The sequence below is a fragment of the Cellulomonas sp. NPDC058312 genome (assembly GCF_042880135.1).
In the GTDB taxonomy this organism is placed as follows: Bacteria; Actinomycetota; Actinomycetes; order Actinomycetales; family Cellulomonadaceae; genus Cellulomonas.
Genome location: NZ_JBHVZE010000002.1, coordinates 695,774 through 713,707 on the forward strand (window position 1 = coordinate 695,774; position 17,934 = coordinate 713,707).

Sequence of the window (17,934 nt, forward strand, 5' to 3'; positions counted from 1 at the left end):
GCCGCGGCGCGCTCAGCAGCGGCGACGCAGCCAGCCCGGCGGCAGGCCCGCGCCGAGCGCCCGCTCCACGAGCTCCGCGAGCCGGTGGCCCGGGTCGTCGTCGAGCGCGCGCTCGACGAGCACCGACGCCCGGACCGCGTCGCCGCCCCACCAGGCCAGCATCGCGAGGAGCGTGAGAGCGGGTGCCTGCCGACCGCGGCGCCCGTGGGCGACCAGCGACTCGAGGAGCGCCTCCCCGGCGTCGACCAGCGCGGCGTCGGGCTCGCGGGCGACGTCCGGGTCCACGAGCGCCCGCAGCGCCTCGCTCACCCGGCGCGGCACGGAGCCGGGCGGGTGGCCGGCGGCGCCGTCGGTGTCGTCGAGGTCCGGATCGACCCCGGGGTCCGGGTCGTCCGGGTCGGCCCACGTCGGTGCGGTGCCTGCGCGCCGGACGAGCACCTCGGGCAGGTCGCTGCCCGGCTCGACCAGCGTCAGCAGCACGGCATCCCGCACGACCGGGTCGTCCAGGGCGGCCTCGAGGCGACCGAGCGCCGCGGGCGCCGCGCCCCCGCCGTCGAGCGCGGACCGCCAGGTCGCCAGCGACCGCTGCCGCCAACCGAGCAGGTCCGCCCGCTCGGCACGGCGCAGCCGGTCGTCCGCCCACCGTGACCGCGCGGCAGCGGCGGACCGGCGGGGCGCCGCGTCGGCCGGAGGGATCACGCCGACGTGGTCCCGCGACGCCAGCACCGGGCCCCGTCTTGCGACGAGGGCGGCGACCGCCCCGGCACCGGGCTCCCCCACGGCCCGGCCGCCGCGCGGGCAGCACGCGGCGTCGCGGCAGTCCAGGCCGAGGTAGCGCCCGCGCGCGACCACCCAGACGTCCACCGGCCAGTCGTCCGACGGCCGGACCGCGCCGCACGCGGCCCGTACCGCGGCGGCAGCCCGCGCGACGCCGGACGTCGGGTCGGCCCGCATCCCCCGGTCCGGGTCGCGGGGGTCGTCCTCGTCGACGTAGACCACGGCGACCACCTCGTCGGCGCCGTCGGCGGTCAGGTGCTGGGCGGAGCGCCGCAGGGCGCCGGGTCCGGCGGGCGCGAGCACGGTGCGCAGGTCGAGGCGGGCGACCACCCCGACCTCGCGGCGCGGGCCACGCAGGCCGAGCAGCACGACGCACTCGTGCAGCCGGAACCCGAAGCGGTGCGGCAGCAGCGCGAGCAGGTCGTGCGGGTGGTCGAGCCGGAGCACGGGGCGGGTCGGATGGAGCGGACGGGGGACGGTGTCGGGTGCGGTCATGACGACACCTCACCCCGGCGCCGCGCCAGGAGCGACCACCGCACGCCCGTTCCTGGGGACGACGCGCGGCACCCCGCGCTGGGGAGGGCTCGGCACCCGCCCGTGGAGCGGCACTACGCTGACCGGCGTGCTCGTCCGTCCCCTCGCCGCCGCCCTCGTCGTGCTGACCGCCCTCGCCACCGCGGCCTGCTCGGACGGTGGCGCCGACCCGTCGCCGACCGGTCCGACCGCCGTGGCGCCGGCGCCGGTCGCGTCCCCCACCGAGTCGCTGCTGCCCACCGCCCCGGCCACGGCGAGCTCGGTGGGCGACCTCGCGCCGGGGTTCCCGACGGACGTCGTCGCGCCGCCCGAGGGCAGCGAGATCCTGGTGTCGAGCGCCGAGCCCGACGAGGCGAGCGGCCTGACGACGATCAGCCTCAACCTGCGCAGCCCGCTGTCGACGGCCGACCTCGTGGCGGCGGTGCGGGACCAGCTGCTGGCCGCGGGCTTCGCCGAGACGGTCGTGGACCCGGGCGCGACCGGGCTGGCCGCCTCGTCGACGTTCGTCCGCGGGGACGGCGGCGACCAGCTGCTGACGCTCGGGGTGCTCGACCGCGACGGCGTCCGCACGCTCACGCTCGGCGGCACCGTGCGGCTCTGACCCCGCCCGCCGGCTGCGCAGCGCAGCGCGCGCGGGCGTTCCCGGGCGTCGCCGGTGCCCGAGGCCCTAGGCTCGCCGGGTGAGCCCCGCTACCGCACTCGTCGACGCCGAGGACCTCCGCACCCGGGTCGACGCCCTGCTCACCGAGCACGTCGACGCGCTCCTGCCCGAGCTGGTCGCCGCCGGTCAGGGCGCCGCCCCGCTCGCCGAGGCCCTGGGCCACATGCTCGGCGGCGGGAAGCGCCTGCGGGCCGCGTTCTGCTACTGGTCGTGGCGCGCGCACGGTGGCGAGGCCGGCTCCCCCGAGGCCGACGCGGTGCTCCGGGTCGGGGCGGCGCTCGAGCTGTTCCAGGCCGCCGCGCTGTTCCACGACGACGTCATGGACGACTCCGACACCCGCCGGGGCCAGCCGGCCGCGCACCGGCGGTTCGCCGCGCGGCACGCCGCCTCGGGCTGGGCCGGTGACGCGGACCGGTTCGGCGAGTCGGCCGCGATCCTGCTGGGCGACCTGGCCCTGGTGGCGAGCGAGCGCGAGATGATCCGCGCGGTCGAGGTGTTCGAGCCGCGGGTGCGCACCGGGGCGCACGGCGTCTTCGAGCGGATGCGCACGGAGGTGACGGTCGGCCAGTACCTCGACCTGCTCGCGCAGGTGCTGCCGTGGGGCGAGGACCCGGCCGCCGACGAGGCCCGGGCCCGCGAGGTCGTCATCGCGAAGGCGGCGCGGTACAGCGTCGAGCACCCGCTGCTTCTCGGCGCGGTGCTGGCGGGAGCCGACGCGTCGGCGCTCGCGACGACCAGTGCCTACGGCCTGCCGCTCGGCGAGGCCTTCCAGCTGCGCGACGACCTGCTCGGCGTGTTCGGGGACCCCGCGACGACGGGGAAGCCCGCGGGCGACGACCTGCGCGAGGGCAAGCGCACCGTGCTGGTCGCCCGTGCGATGGGGCACGCTCGCGCGGAGGGGGACGACGACCTCGCGGCGGCGCTGCTCGCGGGACTGGGCGACCGCGACCTCGACGACGCGGCGTGCCGGGCGCTGGCGGACCGGATCGACGCCAGCGGCGCGGTCGCCGACGTCGAGGCGCTGATCGCCCAGCTCAGCGCGCGGGCGTTCGACGCGCTCGCCGCCGCGCCGATGCGTGCGGACGGCCGGGAGATGCTCCGCCTGCTCGGACGCGCGGCGGTCGACCGCCGCGCGTGACGCTCGCGCACGACGTCCGCGCCTGCGCGTCAGGCCGAACCGTCGGCCCGGACCGCCGCGGCGGTCCCCGTCACCCCGGACCGGGGTGACGGGTCAGCGGCTCAGGCCAGGACCTGCGCCCGGCGGCGCACCTCGGTCTTGTGGCCGGCGCGCAGGGCGTCGACGGGGCGGGGGCCGCCCGGGAGCGTCTCGTCGACGGTGAACAGCCACGCGATGGAGTCGGCGGCGGTGAGGCCGACGTCCCCGAGCACGCTCAGCGTGCCCTTGAGCGAGGCGAGCACCGCGGCGCGCGGCGCGGGGAGGTCGTCGTCCTCGTCCTCCTCCCGACCCCGGGGTGCCGCGGGGTTGGCGGCGTCGACCGGCACCAGGAACGCGGCGGGGATGCTGAGAACGGGCGGGTCGCCCCGGCGGACTCCGGCGAGCCGGCCCTCCTTGAGCATGCGGCGGACCTTGCCCGGGTCGGTGCCGAGCTCCTCGGCGACGTCGGGGACGGTCAACCAGGCGTCGACCAGGTCATCGGGCTGGGGCTGTGCAGTCACGCGGTCAGCGTACTGACCTCAGGGGTCCGGCGGGGACGGGTGTCGCCGGGACATCCGGGGGTGCCGTTCACCCCCGCGGCCCACCGTGCTCGTCCGCGGGGGTGATGCCGACCGGGCGAAACCGCTGCTCATCGGGACGAACCGCCCACCCCGCTTCCCAGGTGCGATGCCGTGGACTACCGTCGCTCTCGTCACACCAGTCACACGAGTCACACAGGCCACTGCCTGAACAGCAGCACCACGTCTCCACACCCCCAGGGATCACCACCATGACGCAGACCGCCCTCGCCCTCACGGACCAGGCTGCCCGCACCAGCGGCGACGGCACGCCGACGCGCGCCGCGGCCCGCCGTGGTCGTCGTCTCGCCACCGGGACGGGCGCGATCGCGATCGCCGCCGTCGCGGTCACGGCCACCGGGGGTGTCGCGCACGCGGACGAGCAGTACACCGTGCGCTCCGGCGACACCGTCAGCCACATCGCGTCGAAGCACGGCACGTCCGTGGCCGCGGTGCGCACCGCCAACGGTCTCGACGCCCGGGCGTTCATCCGCGAGGGCCAGACGCTGACGATCCCCACCTCGGGCACCACCGCCCCGGCCGCAGCGACCCCGGCGGCGTCAGGTGGCAGCCACACCGTGGCCTCCGGCGAGACCGTGTCGGGCATCGCGAAGCGCTACGGCACCACGGTCGCCGCCGTCACCGCCGCCAACGGGCTCGACGCCCGCGCATTCATCCGCGTCGGCCAGACCCTGACCATCCCCGGCGCCGGCGCCGCGCCCGCCGCCGCCACGCCCGCCGCACCCGCCCCCGCGGCCGGCGGCAGCCACACCGTCGCCTCCGGCGAGACCGTCTCCGCCATCGCGAAGCGCTACGGCACCACCGTCGCCGCCGTCACCGCCGCCAACGGCCTGGACGCCCGCGCGTTCATCCGCGTCGGCCAGACCCTGACCGTCCCCGGCGCCGCCGCACCCGCGACCGCCGCGCCGGCCCCCGCCGGCACGACCCTGGTCGGCAACACGTTCCTCGGCCGGACCTACGCGCCGAGCGTCGTCGCGTCGGCCAACGCCAACAAGGCGACGCTGCTGGCGATGGGCGTCCCGTCGAAGGCGGACATGCAGGCGAAGGTCGCCGCGACCGCCCGGGCGATGGGCGTCGACCCCGCGCTGGCCCAGGCGATCGCGTTCCAGGAGTCGGGGTTCAACCACACGTCGGTGTCCCCCGCCAACGCCATCGGCACGATGCAGGTCATCCCGTCGTCCGGCGAGTGGGCCTCGCAGCTCGTGGGCCGCGACCTCAACCTGATCGACCCGGACGACAACGTCGTCGCGGGCGTCGCCATCCTGCGCCAGCTCGTGAAGTCCTCCCCCGACCTGCCGACGGCCATCGCGTCGTACTACCAGGGCTCGGGCTCCGTGAAGCGGAACGGCATGTTCAGCGACACGCGCCGCTACGTGGCCAACATCCAGACCCACATGGCGCGCTACTGACACGGCGCCTCCCCGGTCCGCGCACCCGGCGCCCGTAGACTGCGGCCCGTGGGAGCAACCGTCACCGATCCGCTCGTCGGCCAGCTGGTCGACGGCCGGTACGAGGTCGTGCAGCGCATCGCGCGCGGCGGCATGGCCACGGTGTACCTCGCCGTCGACCGACGGCTCGACCGCGAGGTCGCCATCAAGGTCATGCACCCGCACCTCGCGGAGGGCGCGGCCGGCGCCGACTTCATCGCCCGGTTCCGCCGCGAGGCGCGTGCCGCCGCACGCCTGACCCACCCCGGCCTGGTCGGCGTGTACGACCAGGGCGTCGACGGCGAGACCTCGTACCTCACGATGGAGTACGTCGACGGCGTGAACCTGCGCCGGCACCTCGCCGAGCGCGGGTCCCTCACGGTGGGCGAGACGCTGGCCGTCGCCGAGCAGGTGCTGGACGCGCTCGCCGCCGCTCACCGCGCGGGGCTCGTGCACCGCGACGTGAAGCCCGAGAACGTGCTGATGGCGTCGGACGGCCGGATCAAGGTCGCGGACTTCGGGCTCGCGCGCGCGGTCACCGAGGTCACCTCCACCACTACGGGCACGGTGTTCGGCACCGTCGCGTACCTGGCCCCCGAGCTGGTCGTCCGCGGCGAGAGCGACGCGCGCACCGACGTGTACGCCGCCGGCGTCCTGGTCTACGAGATGCTCACGGGCACGCAGCCGTTCACCGGCGAGACCCCGATCCAGATCGCGTTCCAGCACGTGAACTCGGACGTCCCCGCGCCGTCCGAGACCGCGGGCTGGCTGCCGGTGGAGGTCGACGAGCTCGTCGGCGCGCTCGCCTCCCGCGAGCCCGACGACCGCCCGGCGGACGCCGCGGCCGCGCTCGCGCTGCTGCGGCGGACCCGGACCGCGCTGGACGACGAGACCCTGGCCCGCCGTGTCGACGTCCCCCCATCGGTCGCGCTCCCCCAGGCGACCGACCCCGACGAGGCCTCCGGGTCCGACGGCGGCGACGACTCCGGCGCGCTGGACGTCGCCGGCGACGCCACGACCCGCATCGACGCACCGGGACGCACCGTCGCGCTGCAGATCGGCGCGGTCGCCACGAGCGGCGCCGCAACCGGCGGGACGACCGCTCCGCGGCGCCGCAGGCTGGCCTGGGTCGTGGCCGCCGTCGTGCTCGTCGCGCTGCTCGGCGGCGGCGCCTGGTGGTTCCAGACCGTCGGGCCCGGCGCCTACACGACCGTGCCCGCCGTGACGTCGCTCACCGAGGAGCAGGCGGTCGCGCGCCTCGACGACGCCGGGCTCGAGGCGGCCACCGTCGAGGAGTTCCACGACACGGTGCCCGCCGGCGACGTGTTCGCGGCCGACCCCGGGGACGGCGACCGGGTCCGCAAGGACGGCACGGTCACGCTGTCGGTCTCGCGCGGACCGGACCTCGTGACGATGCCCGCGGACGTCGTCGGCCAGCTCCAGGCCGATGCCGAGGCGCTGCTCACCGCCGCGGACCTCGCGGTCGACTACGTGGAGGGCGACTTCTGGGACGACGCCGCCGCGGTCGGCCAGGTGCTCGCGACCACCGACGCGGACGGCAACCCGGTCGAGGCGGGCGCGAGCGTGCGCCGCGGGTCCACGATCTACCTCACGCTGTCCGACGGGCCCGCGCCCGTGACGGTCGTGTCCGTGGTGGGCGCGTCGCTGGCCGAGGCGAAGGCGCAGCTCGAGGAGCTGGGCCTGCGCGTCGACGCGCAGGAGGCGTTCAGCGACACCGTCCCGGCCGGCGACGTGATCGCGCAGGACCCGGCGTCCGGAACCGCCGGGCACCGGCTCGACACGGTGACGCTGCAGGTGTCGAAGGGGCCGGAGACGGTCCCGATGCCCAACCTCACCGGCAAGCAGTACGACGAGGCGAAGACGATCCTCGAGGGGCTCGGGCTCAAGGCCGAGCGCCGCAACGTGCTCGGCGGCATCTTCGGCACGGTGCGGGACCAGAGCGTCCCGGCCGACCAGGCAGTCCCCAAGGGCTCGACGGTCACCCTCACCGTGGTCTGACCGCCACCCCCGCACAGCACGACGCCCGCACCACCCCGAGGGGGTCGTGCGGGCGTCGTCGTCAGCCGGGCGGGTCAGCTCTTGCGGAGCAGCTCCACGACCTGGAACGCGAGCTCCAGCGACTGCTGGTGGTTCAGGCGGGGGTCGACGAGGGTCTCGTACCGGCGGGCCAGGCCCGCGTCGTCGATCTCCTCCGCACCCCCGAGCACCTCGGTGACGTCGTCGCCGGTGAGCTCCATGTGCAGACCGCCGGGGACCGTGCCCAGGGCGCGGTGCACCTCGAAGAACCCGGCGACCTCGTCCATCACGTCGGAGAACCGGCGGGTCTTGTACCCGGACGCGGACGTGATGCCGTTGCCGTGCATCGGGTCGCAGACCCAGGTCACGGGACGCCCGTCGGCGGTGACCTTCTCGACCAGCGCGGGCAGGAGCTCACGGATCCTGCTCGCGCCCATGCGGGTGATGAAGGTGATCCGACCCGGCTCGGCGTCGGGGTTGAGCTTGTCGATCAGGCGCAGGGCGTCGTCGGCGGTCGACGTCGGCCCGAGCTTGATGCCGAGCGGGTTGTGCACGCGGCTGAAGTAGTCGACGTGCGCCCCGTCGAGCTGCCGGGTGCGCTCCCCGATCCACAGGAAGTGCGCCGAGCAGTCGTAGGCGTGCCCGGTCCGCGAGTCGATCCGCGTGAGCGGGCGCTCGTAGTCGAGCAGCAGGCCCTCGTGGCTCGAGTAGAAGTCCACGGTGCGCAGGGCGTCGAAGTCGGCGCCGCACGCGGCCATGAACCGGATCGCGCGGTCGATCTCCGCGGCGATCTCCTCGTACCGGGCGTACGCCGGGTTGGCCATGAAGCCCCGGTTCCACTCGTGCACCCGCAGCAGGGACGCGAAGCCCCCCGTGGTGAACGCGCGGATGAGGTTCAGCGTCGAGGCGGACGTGTGGTACGCCTCGAGCAGCCGCTGCGGGTCCGGCGTCCGGGCCTCGGGCGTGAACTCGAAGCCGTTGATGATGTCGCCGCGGAACGCGGGCAGCGTCACGCCGTCGCGGGTCTCGGAGTCCGAGGACCGCGGCTTGGCGTACTGCCCGGCCATCCGGCCCATCTTGATGACGGGCAGGCTGGCGCCGTAGGTGAGCACGACCGCCATCTGCAGGACGGTCATGATCTTCCCGCGGATGTTGTCGGCCGTGGCCTCCGCGAACGTCTCGGCGCAGTCCCCGCCCTGGAGCAGGAACGCCTCCCCGCGACCGGCGGCCGCGAGCTGGGCCCGCAGCGCGTCGGCCTCCCCCGCGAACACCAGCGGTGGCAGCCCGGCGAGCCGGTCCGTCACCCGCCGCAGCGCGTCGGCGTCCGGCCAGGCGGGCTGCTGGGTGACCGGCAGGTCCCGCCAGGCCTCGAGCCCGGCGAGGACCGCCGGGTCGGCCTCGACGCTCATCAGTGCGCCGTCGCGGGCACCAGGGGCTGCCCGATGCCCTCCAGGAGCGCGCCGAACCACGGCTGCGCGACGTCGAACGCCTTGCCGCCGGCGATGCGCGGGAACGCGATGGCCTTGAGCCGGTCGCCGTCCTCCTCGTCGTGGCCGATGACGCCGGCCTCGCCGCGCAGGGCGCACTCGACCGCCAGGTCGGTCATCGACTTGATGAGGCGCAGGTCCTCGGCGTTCGCGGCCGCGGCGCGCGAGTAGTAGCCGGACTTCTGGACCATGACCTTCTCGGCACCGAGCTTCTCCGCGAACTGCTTCGCGAACCACTGGCCCGGGTTGATCGTGTCGAGCTTGACGTGGCCGAACGGGTCGCGGGGCACCTCGGCGCCGGAGGCCTCGAGCTGCTCGACGATCTCGTGCATGCCCGCGCCCTCGGACAGGAAGATGTTGACGTTCCCCTGCTCGTCCATGATCGCCTTGAGGCGCGCGGCCTCGGCGTCGATGTCGAGGGCCAGCTCGGGCAGGAAGACGGCGTGGATGTCCCAGCGCTCGCGCGTCAGGCCCAGCGCCGGCGCCCACTCCTGGGCGTCGAGCCACGTGCGGTACGCGGCGGCGGACGCGGCCGTCAGCCACCCGCAGTGCCGGCCCATGACCTCGTGCACGATCAGCATGCGCGGGCCCGAGCGGTGCTCGCCGATGACGTTCGCGGCGAAGCCGGCGGCCTCCTCGGCGGCGGTCCACGCGCCGAGCGACTGCTTGATCGGCACCACGTCGTTGTCGATGGTCTTCGGCAGGCCGACGACCGTCAGGCCGTAGTCGTTGTCCGCGAGGTACGCGGCGAGGTCGGCGGCGGTGGTGTTCGTGTCGTCGCCACCGATGGTGTGCAGCACGTCGACGCCGTCGGCCTTGAGCTGGTCGGCCGCGACCTGCAGCGGGTCCTGGCCCTCCTGGACGAGGCCGCGCTTGACGCAGTCGGCCGCGTTGGTGAGCTTCACGCGGGAGTTGCCGATCGGCGAGCCGCCGAACTTGTGCAGGATCCCGGCCTGCGCCCGCGCCTCGGGGCCGATGACGATCTTGTCCCCGCGGAGCAGCCCGTAGTAGCCGTGCTCGTACGCGATGATCTCGACCTCGGGGGCGATCTCGGTGTACCGCTCGATGAGCCCACCGACGGCCGAGGACAGGCACGGAGCGAAGCCACCCGCGGTCAGGAGCGCGACGCGACGAACCGACATGAGACACACCTCTCGTTGAACTGCACAGCTGGGCGTTCCCAGCCCGCACGTCACTCAAGGCGACGTGGACGGACCGGACCCGGGACCGAGGTCCGGGGTGCGTCCGCACCGGTGGCGCGGACGCGTCTGACGTCATCCTACTGAGACGGCGTCGGGTCCTCAGGCGGGACCGGAACCTGGACATCGGGCACGGCACGGCCGCCGGGGGCGGTCGGCTCGGGCGCGGCGGGGCCGGTGGCGGCGGGGTGGCCGGTGGCGATGCGGGCCTTCTGCGTCGCCGCGTAGATGTCGACGTACTCCTGGCCGGACAGGGCCATGAGCGCGTACATGATCTCGTCGGTGACCGAGCGCAGGATGAACCGGTCGTTCTCCATGCCCTGGTACCGGCTGAAGTCGAGCGGCTCGCCGATGACGACGCCGATCCGGCGCGGGCGCGGGAGGCGCTGGCCGAGCGGCTGGGCCTTGTCGGTGTCGATCATCGCGACGGGGATCACCGGGGCGCCCGACTCGAGGGCCATGCGCGCCACACCGGTCTTGCCGCGGTAGAGGCGGCCGTCGGGGCTGCGGGTGCCCTCGGGGTAGATGCCGAACAGCTTGCCCTCGGCGAGCCGGTTCAGGCCGGTGCGCAGAGCCGCCTCGGAGGCCTTGCCACCGCTGCGGTCCACCGGGATCGTGCCGACGCCGCGCATGAACCCCGCGGTCAGCCGGCCCTTGAGGCCGCGCCCGCTGAAGTACTCGCTCTTGCCGATGAAGACGATCTCGCGGTCCAGCACCAGCGGCAGGAAGAACGAGTCGACGACGGCCAGGTGGTTGCTGGCGAGGATCGCGGCGCCGCTGCTCGGCACGTGCTCCGCGCCGCGCACCCAGGGACGGAACAGCAGGTGCAGCAACGGGCCCACCAGGACCCGCTTCATCAACCAGTAGAACAACCTGCCACCTCTCGCCCTCGTCGCGGGCCGCTGTGCGTCGTCCCCGTGCGCTGTGCTCGTGCCGTGTGCTCGGAGCCGACTCTAGAGTGCTGCCATGGCCTCGCGTCCCGACCACCCCGCCGACGACCCCGCCCCGGACGGGGACGAGGAGCGCGACGCGGTACCCGGCGGGGCCGGCGACGCGCGCGTGTCCGACGAGCAGTGGGCCGCCATCGTGGCGGACCTGCTCGGAGACACGGGCACCGGGGCCCGTCCCGGGAGTGCTGACCCGGCGGATCCCGCGGCCGGGCCCGTGGGTCAGGACGACCCGCGGACCGCGTCCGGTCCCGCCGTAACCTACCCCGTCGCGCCCTGGGTCACCGACCGGCGCGTCGTCCGGCCGGCACGCCGGGACGACGACCCACCCACCACCGGCGCCGAGGGCGTCGGGGCGACCGGCCGCGACTGGGACGCCACGGACCGGATGGACGAGGCCGAGCGGGAGGTCGACGCGGCGGAGCGCTTCTCCCCGCCCGAGCCGGGGCCGGTGCTCGGCGGCGACCCGCTGCTGACGATGGCGTGGCTGGCGGTCGCCGGCGTGCCGCTGCTCTGGCTCGTGGTCGTCGTGGCGTGGCGTGACGCGCCGTCGGCGGTCCTGCAGGCGTCCGGTGTGGTGCTGCTCCTGGGTCTGGGCGTCCTGCTGTGGCGGATGCCGCACCGGCGCGACGACGACCACGACGACACCGACGGCGCGGTGGTCTGAGCGCGCCGACGGCGCGGTGGTCCGAGCGCGCCGACGGCGCGGTGGTGCGACCGCGCCGGCGGCGTCCGTCAGCGGCGGGCGAGGTCCGCGGCGCCGACGATGCCCGCGTCGTTGCCCATCGAGGCGAGGGCGAACGTGGCCTCCGGGCGGTGGCCCCGGGCGGAGAGCTGGTCGAGGAACCCCCGGCGAGCCGGGGCGAGCAGCAGGTCGCCCGCGGCGCTCACGCCGCCGCCGATGACGACGATCGCGGGGTCGAGCAGCGCGGCGACGGACGCAGAGCCCTCGCCGATCCACCGGCCGAGCTCGGCCAGCAGCTCGACGGCGAGCGGGTCGCCCTCCTGCGCGGCCTGCGTCACCTGCGGGCCGGTGAGGTCGTCGGCGTCGCCGCCGGCGAGCTCGCGCAGCCGCGCGCCGCGGTCGGGCTGGGTGATCAGCGCGGACTGGGCGTCGCGGACGAGCGCGGAGCCCGACGCGTACTGCTCCCAGCAGCCCTCGTGGCCGCAGCCGCAGTAGTGCCCGCCGGGGACCACGCGCATGTGGCCGACCTCGGCCGCCACGCCCCACGCGCCGCGGACCAGGTTGCCGGCGACGACGAGCGCGCCGCCCAGGCCCGTGCCGATGGTCAGCATGAGCATGTCCTGCACGTCCCGCGCGGCGCCGAACCGGAACTCGGCCCAGCCGGCGGCGTTCGCGTCGTTCTCGACGACGATCTTCACCTCGTCGCCGATCTCCTTCGCGACGATGTCGCGCAGGGGGTGCTCGCGCCACGGCAGGTTCGGGGTGAACAGGACCGTGGCCTGGTCGGCCGCGATGAACCCGGGGGCGGCGAGGCCGATCGCCCCGACCTCGTGCTGCTCGGCGAGCTCCTGGCACGCCTCGATCACGCCGCGGTCGACGCTGGCGGAGTCGCGCGGGTCGGTGTCACGACGCGTCTTCGCGATGATCCGGCCGTCCTCGTCGACCACACCGGCGGCGATCTTCGTCCCGCCGATGTCCACACCGATGGCGTGCATGCTGCCCTGCTTCCGCGTCAGAGTTCTGCGTCACGCACGCGCGCGGGCCGTCGGTCCCGGGGATGGACGCACCGGGCGCCGGCGGCAGCCCTGCGCGCGTGCGCCCCCACGCTAGCGTGCAAACCAGGCGTCCTTGCACACGCTCCCAGCGCGCCCTGCCGTCCGGTGCACGCACGTGCGGGTGACGTCGCGACCCGTTCCCTGCATCCGGGACCTTGGTCCCTTATGCTGCGCAGAACCTTCCGACCTCTGACAATGGAGCCAGACATGGAGGAGTTCAGCACCCCCTTGCTCGTCGACGCCGGTCCCCGCGAGAACCTGCTCGACCTGCTCGACGCCCGCGTCGACGCCACCGGCGACGGCCCGCTCATCGAGTACAAGACGCCCGGGACGGGCACCACCTGGCACACCGTGGGCGCGCGCGACTTCGACCGCCGCGTCCGCGCGGTCGCCCGCGGGTTCGCGGCGCTCGGTGTGGCCCCCGGCGACCGCGTCGGCATCATGTCCCGCACCCGCTACGAGTGGACGCTGCTCGACTGGGCGCTCTGGCGCGCCGGCGCGGTCCCCGTCCCCGTCTACGAGACGTCGTCCGCGGAGCAGGTGCACTGGATCCTGACCGACGCCGAGGTCACCCTGCTCGTCGTCGAGGACGCCGCGCACGCCGCCACGGTCGCGGAGGTGCGCCCCGAGGCGCCGCTGCTGCGGGACGTGCTCGTCATCGAGGACGGCGCGGTCGCGCACCTCGAGGCCGCCGGGACGGGTGTCCCCGACGACGAGCTGGACCGGCGGGCCCGGTACGCCGGCCGCGACGACCTCGCGACCCTGATCTACACCTCGGGCACCACCGGCCGCCCCAAGGGCGTCGAGCTGACGCACGGCAACTTCGCGGTCCTCGCGCGCAACGCGGTCGAGGGCCTCGGGGAGGTCGTCGCGACGCCCGGCGCGCGGACGCTGCTGTTCATGCCGCTGGCGCACGTGTTCGCGCGGTTCGTCGAGGTGCTGTGCGTCCCGGCGGGCGCGGTGCTCGGGCACACGCCCGACACCAAGCAGCTGCTGACCGACCTCGCCGAGTTCCAGCCGACGTTCATCCTGTCGGTGCCCCGGGTCTTCGAGAAGGTCTACAACTCCGCGGAGCAGAAGGCGGCCGCCGGCGGGAAGCTGAAGATCTTCCACTGGGCCGCCCGCACCGCGATCGCGTACTCGCGGGCGCAGGACGCCGGCGGCCCCGGCCTCGCCCTGCGCGCCCAGCACGCCCTCGCCGACCGGCTCGTGTTCCACAAGCTGCGCGCGGCGATGGGCGGCCGCATCGAGTGGGCGATCTCCGGGGGCGCGCCGCTGGGCGAGCGGCTCGGGCACTTCTTCCGCGGGATCGGCGTGCGCATCCTCGAGGGCTACGGGCTGACCGAGACGACCGCCCCCGCCACCGTCAACCTGCCCACGAAGACCCGGATCGGCACCGTCGGGCCGCCGCTGCCCGGCACGTCCGTGCGGATCGCGGCCGACGGCGAGGTGGAGGTCCGCGGCCCCCAGGTGTTCACGCGCTACCACCACAACCCCACGGCCACCGCGGAGGTGTTCGACGACGGCTGGTTCCGCACCGGCGACCTCGGGTCCCTCGACGAGGACGGTTTCCTGCGGATCACCGGCCGCAAGAAGGAGATCATCGTCACCGCGGGCGGCAAGAACGTCGCCCCGGCGGTGCTCGAGGACCGGCTGCGCGCCCACCCGCTGATCAGCCAGGTGGTCGTCGTGGGCGACGGCCGGCCGTACATCGGGGCGCTCGTCACGCTCGACGCCGAGGGGCTGCCCGGGTGGTGCGCCGCGCACGGGCGGCCCGCGCTGACGGTCGAGCAGGCCGCCGTGGACCCCGAGGTGATCGCGTCGATCGACGAGGGCGTCGAGCGGGCGAACCGCGCGGTCTCCCGGGCCGAGTCGATCCGCCGCTACCGGATCCTGGACCGCGACCTCACGATCGCCGGCGGGCACCTGACGCCGAAGCTCAGCGTCCGGCGCACCCACGTGCTCAAGGACTTCGCCACCGACGTCGAGGCGATCTACCGCGAGGAGCACGCGGGCTGACGCGACGCCGGCCGACGACCCTCCTGGCGCGCCTCAGACCCGCCCGAGCCGCGCCAGGAGGGTCGCGGACGGCAGCACGCGCGCGCCCGCGGCCTCCAGGTCCGCCCCGAGCGCGCGGTCGCTGGTGACGACCACGACCACCCGGCCGGTCGGCTCGGCGCGCACGAGGCGGCGGATCAGGTCGTCGGCGATCTCCCCCGACGAGAACAGCACCCGTACACCCCGCGGCGTCGACGGCGCGCGCTCCGGCGGCGCGTCCTGGCCGTCGAAGCAGCAGGTCACCTCGGCACCCGTGCGGCCCGCGAGGTTGGCGAGCCGCTCGACCAGGCGCCGCCGCTGCTCGGCGAGCGACTGGTCGGGCCAGGCGAGCTTCGTGACGTTGTAGCCGTCGACGACGAGGTGGGCCCGGGGCATCGCCAGCAGCTCGTCCAGCAGGGCCGGGTCGTCGGCACCGCGCCCGCGCGAGGTGGGGCGGGCCGCCGCCGGCACGTGCTCCGGGGCCACCAGGTCCGCGGGCATCCTCCCCGCCGGGGGCAGCGCGAGCTCGGTGCGCAGCGCCGCGCCGGCCTCGACCACGGTGTCGAGCAGCAGGCGCACCCGCACCTCGGCGAGCTCGCGGAGCACGGCGGCGTCCGCACGGGCGGTCCGGGCCAGGTCGTCCGCGCGACGGCGGTCCTCATCGGCCTGGGCACGCACGCGCGCCGACTCGGCGTGCACCCGCTCCGCCGCCGCCGCGACGTCGGCCGCGTGCTCGGCGGACCGCCGGGCCTCCGCGCGCGCCCGGTCCGCGTCGGAGCGCAGACGGCGCAGCTCCTTGCGCAGCGCGGCCAGCTCCGCCTCCGCGGCGTCGGCGCGCGTCGTCTCGGCGGCGACGCGGGCGGTGAGGCGGCGCAGCTCGGCGTCGCCGCGCTCGGCGCGGGCGGGGTGCGTGCCGGACGGCATCTGCGCCTGGCTGTGGTCCGGGGCGGGCGTGGCCGGGACGAGGGCCGCGACGCGCTCCGCCCAGCCGTCCGGGCGGAGCAGCACGGCGCCGACGGCGAGGGTGAGCGGGTCGGGGGCGTCGGGGGCGTCCGGGGCCACGGGGGCGTCCGAGGCGTCCGGGGCGAGCAGCGTCGCGGCGGCGGCCGGGTGCGCCTGCGACCACGCGCGGGCGACCTTCGCGCGGAAGGCGTCGTCCTGCTCGACGGCGGTCCACAGCGGCCCGGCGCCCGCGTCCGCCCGTCGTCGGGGCGCGAACCGGCGCACGGCGCGCAGCGGCACCGGCACGGCCGCGCCGTCGAGCGCGCCCAGCACGTCCGCGGCCAGCGCCAGCACGGTGGTGCGCACGGCGGCGGGGACGGGGGCGGGCATGTCCGCCACCCTAGGGGTCGCCCCCCGTGGCCGGCGCCGGGCCGGCGGGAGCGCGGGCGTGTCGGACCCCGCCGCTAGCGTGCCGGTCATGTCCCGCCGGTCCCCCGTCCCCCTGCGTCCCGAGCCCGCGCCGCCCCTCACCGGGCGCCCGGTCCAGGTGACGCTGGAGGACATCGGCACGCCCCTGTCGGACGTGACGTTCGTCGTCGTGGACCTCGAGACGACCGGTGCCGCGCCGGGGAGCTCGGCCATCACGGAGATCGGCGCGGTCAAGGTGCGCGGCGGCGAGGTGCTGGGCGAGCTGCAGACCCTCGTCGACCCCGGCGGGCCCGTGCCCGCGCAGATCCAGGTGCTCACCGGCATCACCACGTCGATGGTGATCGGCGCCCCGCGGATCGAGGCGGTCCTGCCGGCGTTCCTCGAGTTCGCGCAGGGGTCGGTGCTGGTCGCCCACAACGCGCCGTTCGACGTGGGGTTCCTCAAGGCCGCCGCCGCGGCGACCGGGCACGACTGGCCCGCGTTCCCGGTGGTCGACACCGTGCGGCTGGCTCGGCGGGTCGTCACCCGCGACGAGGCCCCCAACCACAAGCTCGGCACGCTCGCCGCCCTGTTCCACGCCACGACGACCCCCGAGCACCGCGCCCTCGCCGACGCGCGCGCCACGGTCGACGTGCTGCACGCCCTGCTGAGCCGCCTCGCGCCCCTCGGCATCACGCACCTCGAGGACCTCGCGACGGCGTCCGACCCGGTGCCCGCCGACGTCCGCCGCAAGCGCACCCTCGCGGACGGGCTGCCCGACGCCCCCGGCGTGTACCTGTTCCGCGGCCCGAAGGACGAGGTGCTGTACGTCGGCACGTCCACCTCCCTGCGCACCCGGGTGCGCTCGTACTTCACCGCGGCGGAGAAGCGCTCCCGGATGCGGGAGATGGTGCGGATCGCCCACGCCGTGACGCCGGTGGTGTGCGCGACCCCGCTGGAGGCGCAGGTCCGCGAGCTCCGGCTGATCGCCGAGCACTCCCCCCGCTACAACCGCCGCTCCCGCTCCCCCGAGCGCATGCCGTGGATCCGGCTGACCGCCGAGCCGTTCCCCCGCCTGTCCGTGGTCCGCGACGTCCGCGCCGACGCCACGCACATCGGCCCGTTCGCCTCCCGGGGTGCCGCCCAGACCGCGCTGGAGGCCCTGCACGACGCGTTCGCGATCCGCCGCTGCACGACCCGGCTGCCGCTCGTCCCGGCGCCCGGCGCCACCGCCTGCCACCTCGCGGAGATCGGCCGGTGCAGCGCGCCGTGCGTCCGCCCCGAGGCCGCGGCCGAGTACGCCGCGACGATCGAGCGGGTCCGCGGCGCGATGCTCACCGACCCGGCCGAGGTCGTCGACGCGCACGCGGGACGGATCCGGGCGCTCGCCGGCCAGGAGCGCTTCGAGGAGGCCGCCGGGGTCCGCGACCGGCTCGCGGCGTTCCTGCGTGGCGCGGCCCGGTCCCAGCGGCTCGCCCCGCTGGCGTCCTGCGCGGAGCTCGTCGCCGCCCGGCGCACCGACGTCGGCGGCTGGGAGGTCGTGCTCGTCCGGCACGGCCGGCTCGCGGGCACCGCGCTCGTCCCGCCGCGCACCGACCCGCAGCCCGCGATCGACTCGCTGCGCGTCACCGGCGAGCACGTACCCGCACCCGTCCCGCCCGCACCCGCGGGCCACCCGGAGGAGGCCGACCTGGTCCTCGCGTGGCTCGGCCGGCCCGGGGTGCGGATCGTCAGCGTCAGCGAGCCCTGGGCGTACCCGGTGCAGTCCGCCCAGGCGCGGACCGACCCCGCCGAGGCCGTCGCGGCGCACTCCCCCGTCGAGGCCGCGGTCGAGAGCGCGCTCGACGTGCTCGACGACCCGCTGGACGGCACCGGCCACCTCGACGGCAGCGCCGGCCGCGACATCCGGTTCACCGCCGAGGCAGCCCGTGGGACGCACCGGACCCAGGACCCGGCCACGGGAGCCGCCGGCGCGGCATGATG

The 17,934-nt window shown here is 75.9% G+C and carries 14 protein-coding genes; 7 read left to right on the forward strand and 7 right to left on the reverse strand.

All coding sequences use genetic code 11. The features are described 5' to 3' along the window. Positions 1–12: 12 nt before the first annotated feature. A complete protein-coding gene (locus tag ACFVXN_RS07695; RefSeq protein WP_389229769.1) occupies positions 13–1,272 on the reverse strand; it encodes a DUF4192 family protein in 1,260 nt (419 codons plus the stop codon). Between the two features lie 127 nt (positions 1,273–1,399). Between ACFVXN_RS07695 and ACFVXN_RS07700 the strand changes: the two genes are divergently transcribed. Continuing rightward, the gene (locus tag ACFVXN_RS07700; RefSeq protein ID WP_389229772.1) at positions 1,400–1,912 is read left to right on the forward strand and encodes a hypothetical protein; all 513 of its coding nucleotides are present in this window, start codon (positions 1,400–1,402) and stop codon (positions 1,910–1,912) included. Between the two features lie 79 nt (positions 1,913–1,991). Then, positions 1,992–3,110, forward strand: a complete 1,119-nt coding sequence (locus ACFVXN_RS07705; RefSeq protein ID WP_389229775.1) for a polyprenyl synthetase family protein — start codon at positions 1,992–1,994, stop codon at positions 3,108–3,110. Between the two features lie 101 nt (positions 3,111–3,211). On the opposite strand, the gene ACFVXN_RS07710 is transcribed toward ACFVXN_RS07705, so the two are convergent. Further along, a complete protein-coding gene (locus ACFVXN_RS07710; RefSeq protein WP_389229778.1) occupies positions 3,212–3,649 on the reverse strand; it encodes an Rv2175c family DNA-binding protein in 438 nt (145 codons plus the stop codon). 269 nt (positions 3,650–3,918) lie between these two features. Here ACFVXN_RS07710 and ACFVXN_RS07715 point away from each other — a divergent pair, with 269 nt between their 5' ends. Both ACFVXN_RS07715 and pknB read left to right on the forward strand, forming a co-directional pair. After that, a complete protein-coding gene (locus ACFVXN_RS07715) occupies positions 3,919–5,136 on the forward strand; it encodes a LysM peptidoglycan-binding domain-containing protein (RefSeq protein WP_389229781.1) in 1,218 nt (405 codons plus the stop codon). A gap of 48 nt (positions 5,137–5,184) precedes the next feature. Further along, the gene (gene pknB / locus ACFVXN_RS07720; protein ID WP_389229784.1) at positions 5,185–7,173 is read left to right on the forward strand and encodes a Stk1 family PASTA domain-containing Ser/Thr kinase; all 1,989 of its coding nucleotides are present in this window, start codon (positions 5,185–5,187) and stop codon (positions 7,171–7,173) included. Between the two features lie 74 nt (positions 7,174–7,247). Here pknB and ACFVXN_RS07725 read toward each other — a convergent pair whose 3' ends face one another. From ACFVXN_RS07725 to ACFVXN_RS07735, 3 genes are all read right to left on the reverse strand, one after another. Next, entirely contained in the window at positions 7,248–8,600 is a 1,353-nt protein-coding gene (locus ACFVXN_RS07725) for a class II 3-deoxy-7-phosphoheptulonate synthase (protein WP_389229788.1), read from the reverse strand. Next, positions 8,600–9,820 (reverse strand): pyrophosphate--fructose-6-phosphate 1-phosphotransferase, encoded by a 1,221-nt coding sequence (locus ACFVXN_RS07730; RefSeq protein ID WP_389229791.1) that lies wholly within the window; start codon positions 9,818–9,820, stop codon positions 8,600–8,602. The genes ACFVXN_RS07725 and ACFVXN_RS07730 overlap by 1 nt, the downstream gene beginning before the upstream one ends. Before the next feature lie 137 nt (positions 9,821–9,957). Then, a complete protein-coding gene (locus tag ACFVXN_RS07735) occupies positions 9,958–10,749 on the reverse strand; it encodes a lysophospholipid acyltransferase family protein (protein ID WP_389229794.1) in 792 nt (263 codons plus the stop codon). A gap of 94 nt (positions 10,750–10,843) precedes the next feature. On the opposite strand from ACFVXN_RS07735, the gene ACFVXN_RS07740 reads away from it, so the two are divergent. Further along, positions 10,844–11,491: a hypothetical protein gene (locus ACFVXN_RS07740; RefSeq protein ID WP_389229795.1), complete on the forward strand. Its 648-nt coding sequence runs from the start codon at positions 10,844–10,846 to the stop codon at positions 11,489–11,491. A gap of 68 nt (positions 11,492–11,559) precedes the next feature. Here the strand turns inward: ACFVXN_RS07740 and ACFVXN_RS07745 are convergent, their stop codons facing one another. Next, the gene (locus ACFVXN_RS07745; protein ID WP_389229798.1) at positions 11,560–12,504 is read right to left on the reverse strand and encodes an ROK family glucokinase; all 945 of its coding nucleotides are present in this window, start codon (positions 12,502–12,504) and stop codon (positions 11,560–11,562) included. A 267-nt stretch (positions 12,505–12,771) separates the two neighbouring features. Between ACFVXN_RS07745 and ACFVXN_RS07750 the strand changes: the two genes are divergently transcribed. Next, entirely contained in the window at positions 12,772–14,583 is a 1,812-nt protein-coding gene (locus tag ACFVXN_RS07750) for an AMP-dependent synthetase/ligase (protein ID WP_389229801.1), read from the forward strand. A gap of 33 nt (positions 14,584–14,616) precedes the next feature. Here ACFVXN_RS07750 and ACFVXN_RS07755 read toward each other — a convergent pair whose 3' ends face one another. Beyond that, positions 14,617–15,933, reverse strand: coding sequence for an NYN domain-containing protein (locus ACFVXN_RS07755; RefSeq protein WP_389229803.1), 1,317 nt, complete (start codon positions 15,931–15,933; stop codon positions 14,617–14,619). 88 nt (positions 15,934–16,021) lie between these two features. Between ACFVXN_RS07755 and ACFVXN_RS07760 the strand changes: the two genes are divergently transcribed. Then, positions 16,022–17,932, forward strand: a complete 1,911-nt coding sequence (locus ACFVXN_RS07760; RefSeq protein WP_389229806.1) for a DEDD exonuclease domain-containing protein — start codon at positions 16,022–16,024, stop codon at positions 17,930–17,932. Positions 17,933–17,934 lie beyond the last annotated feature (2 nt).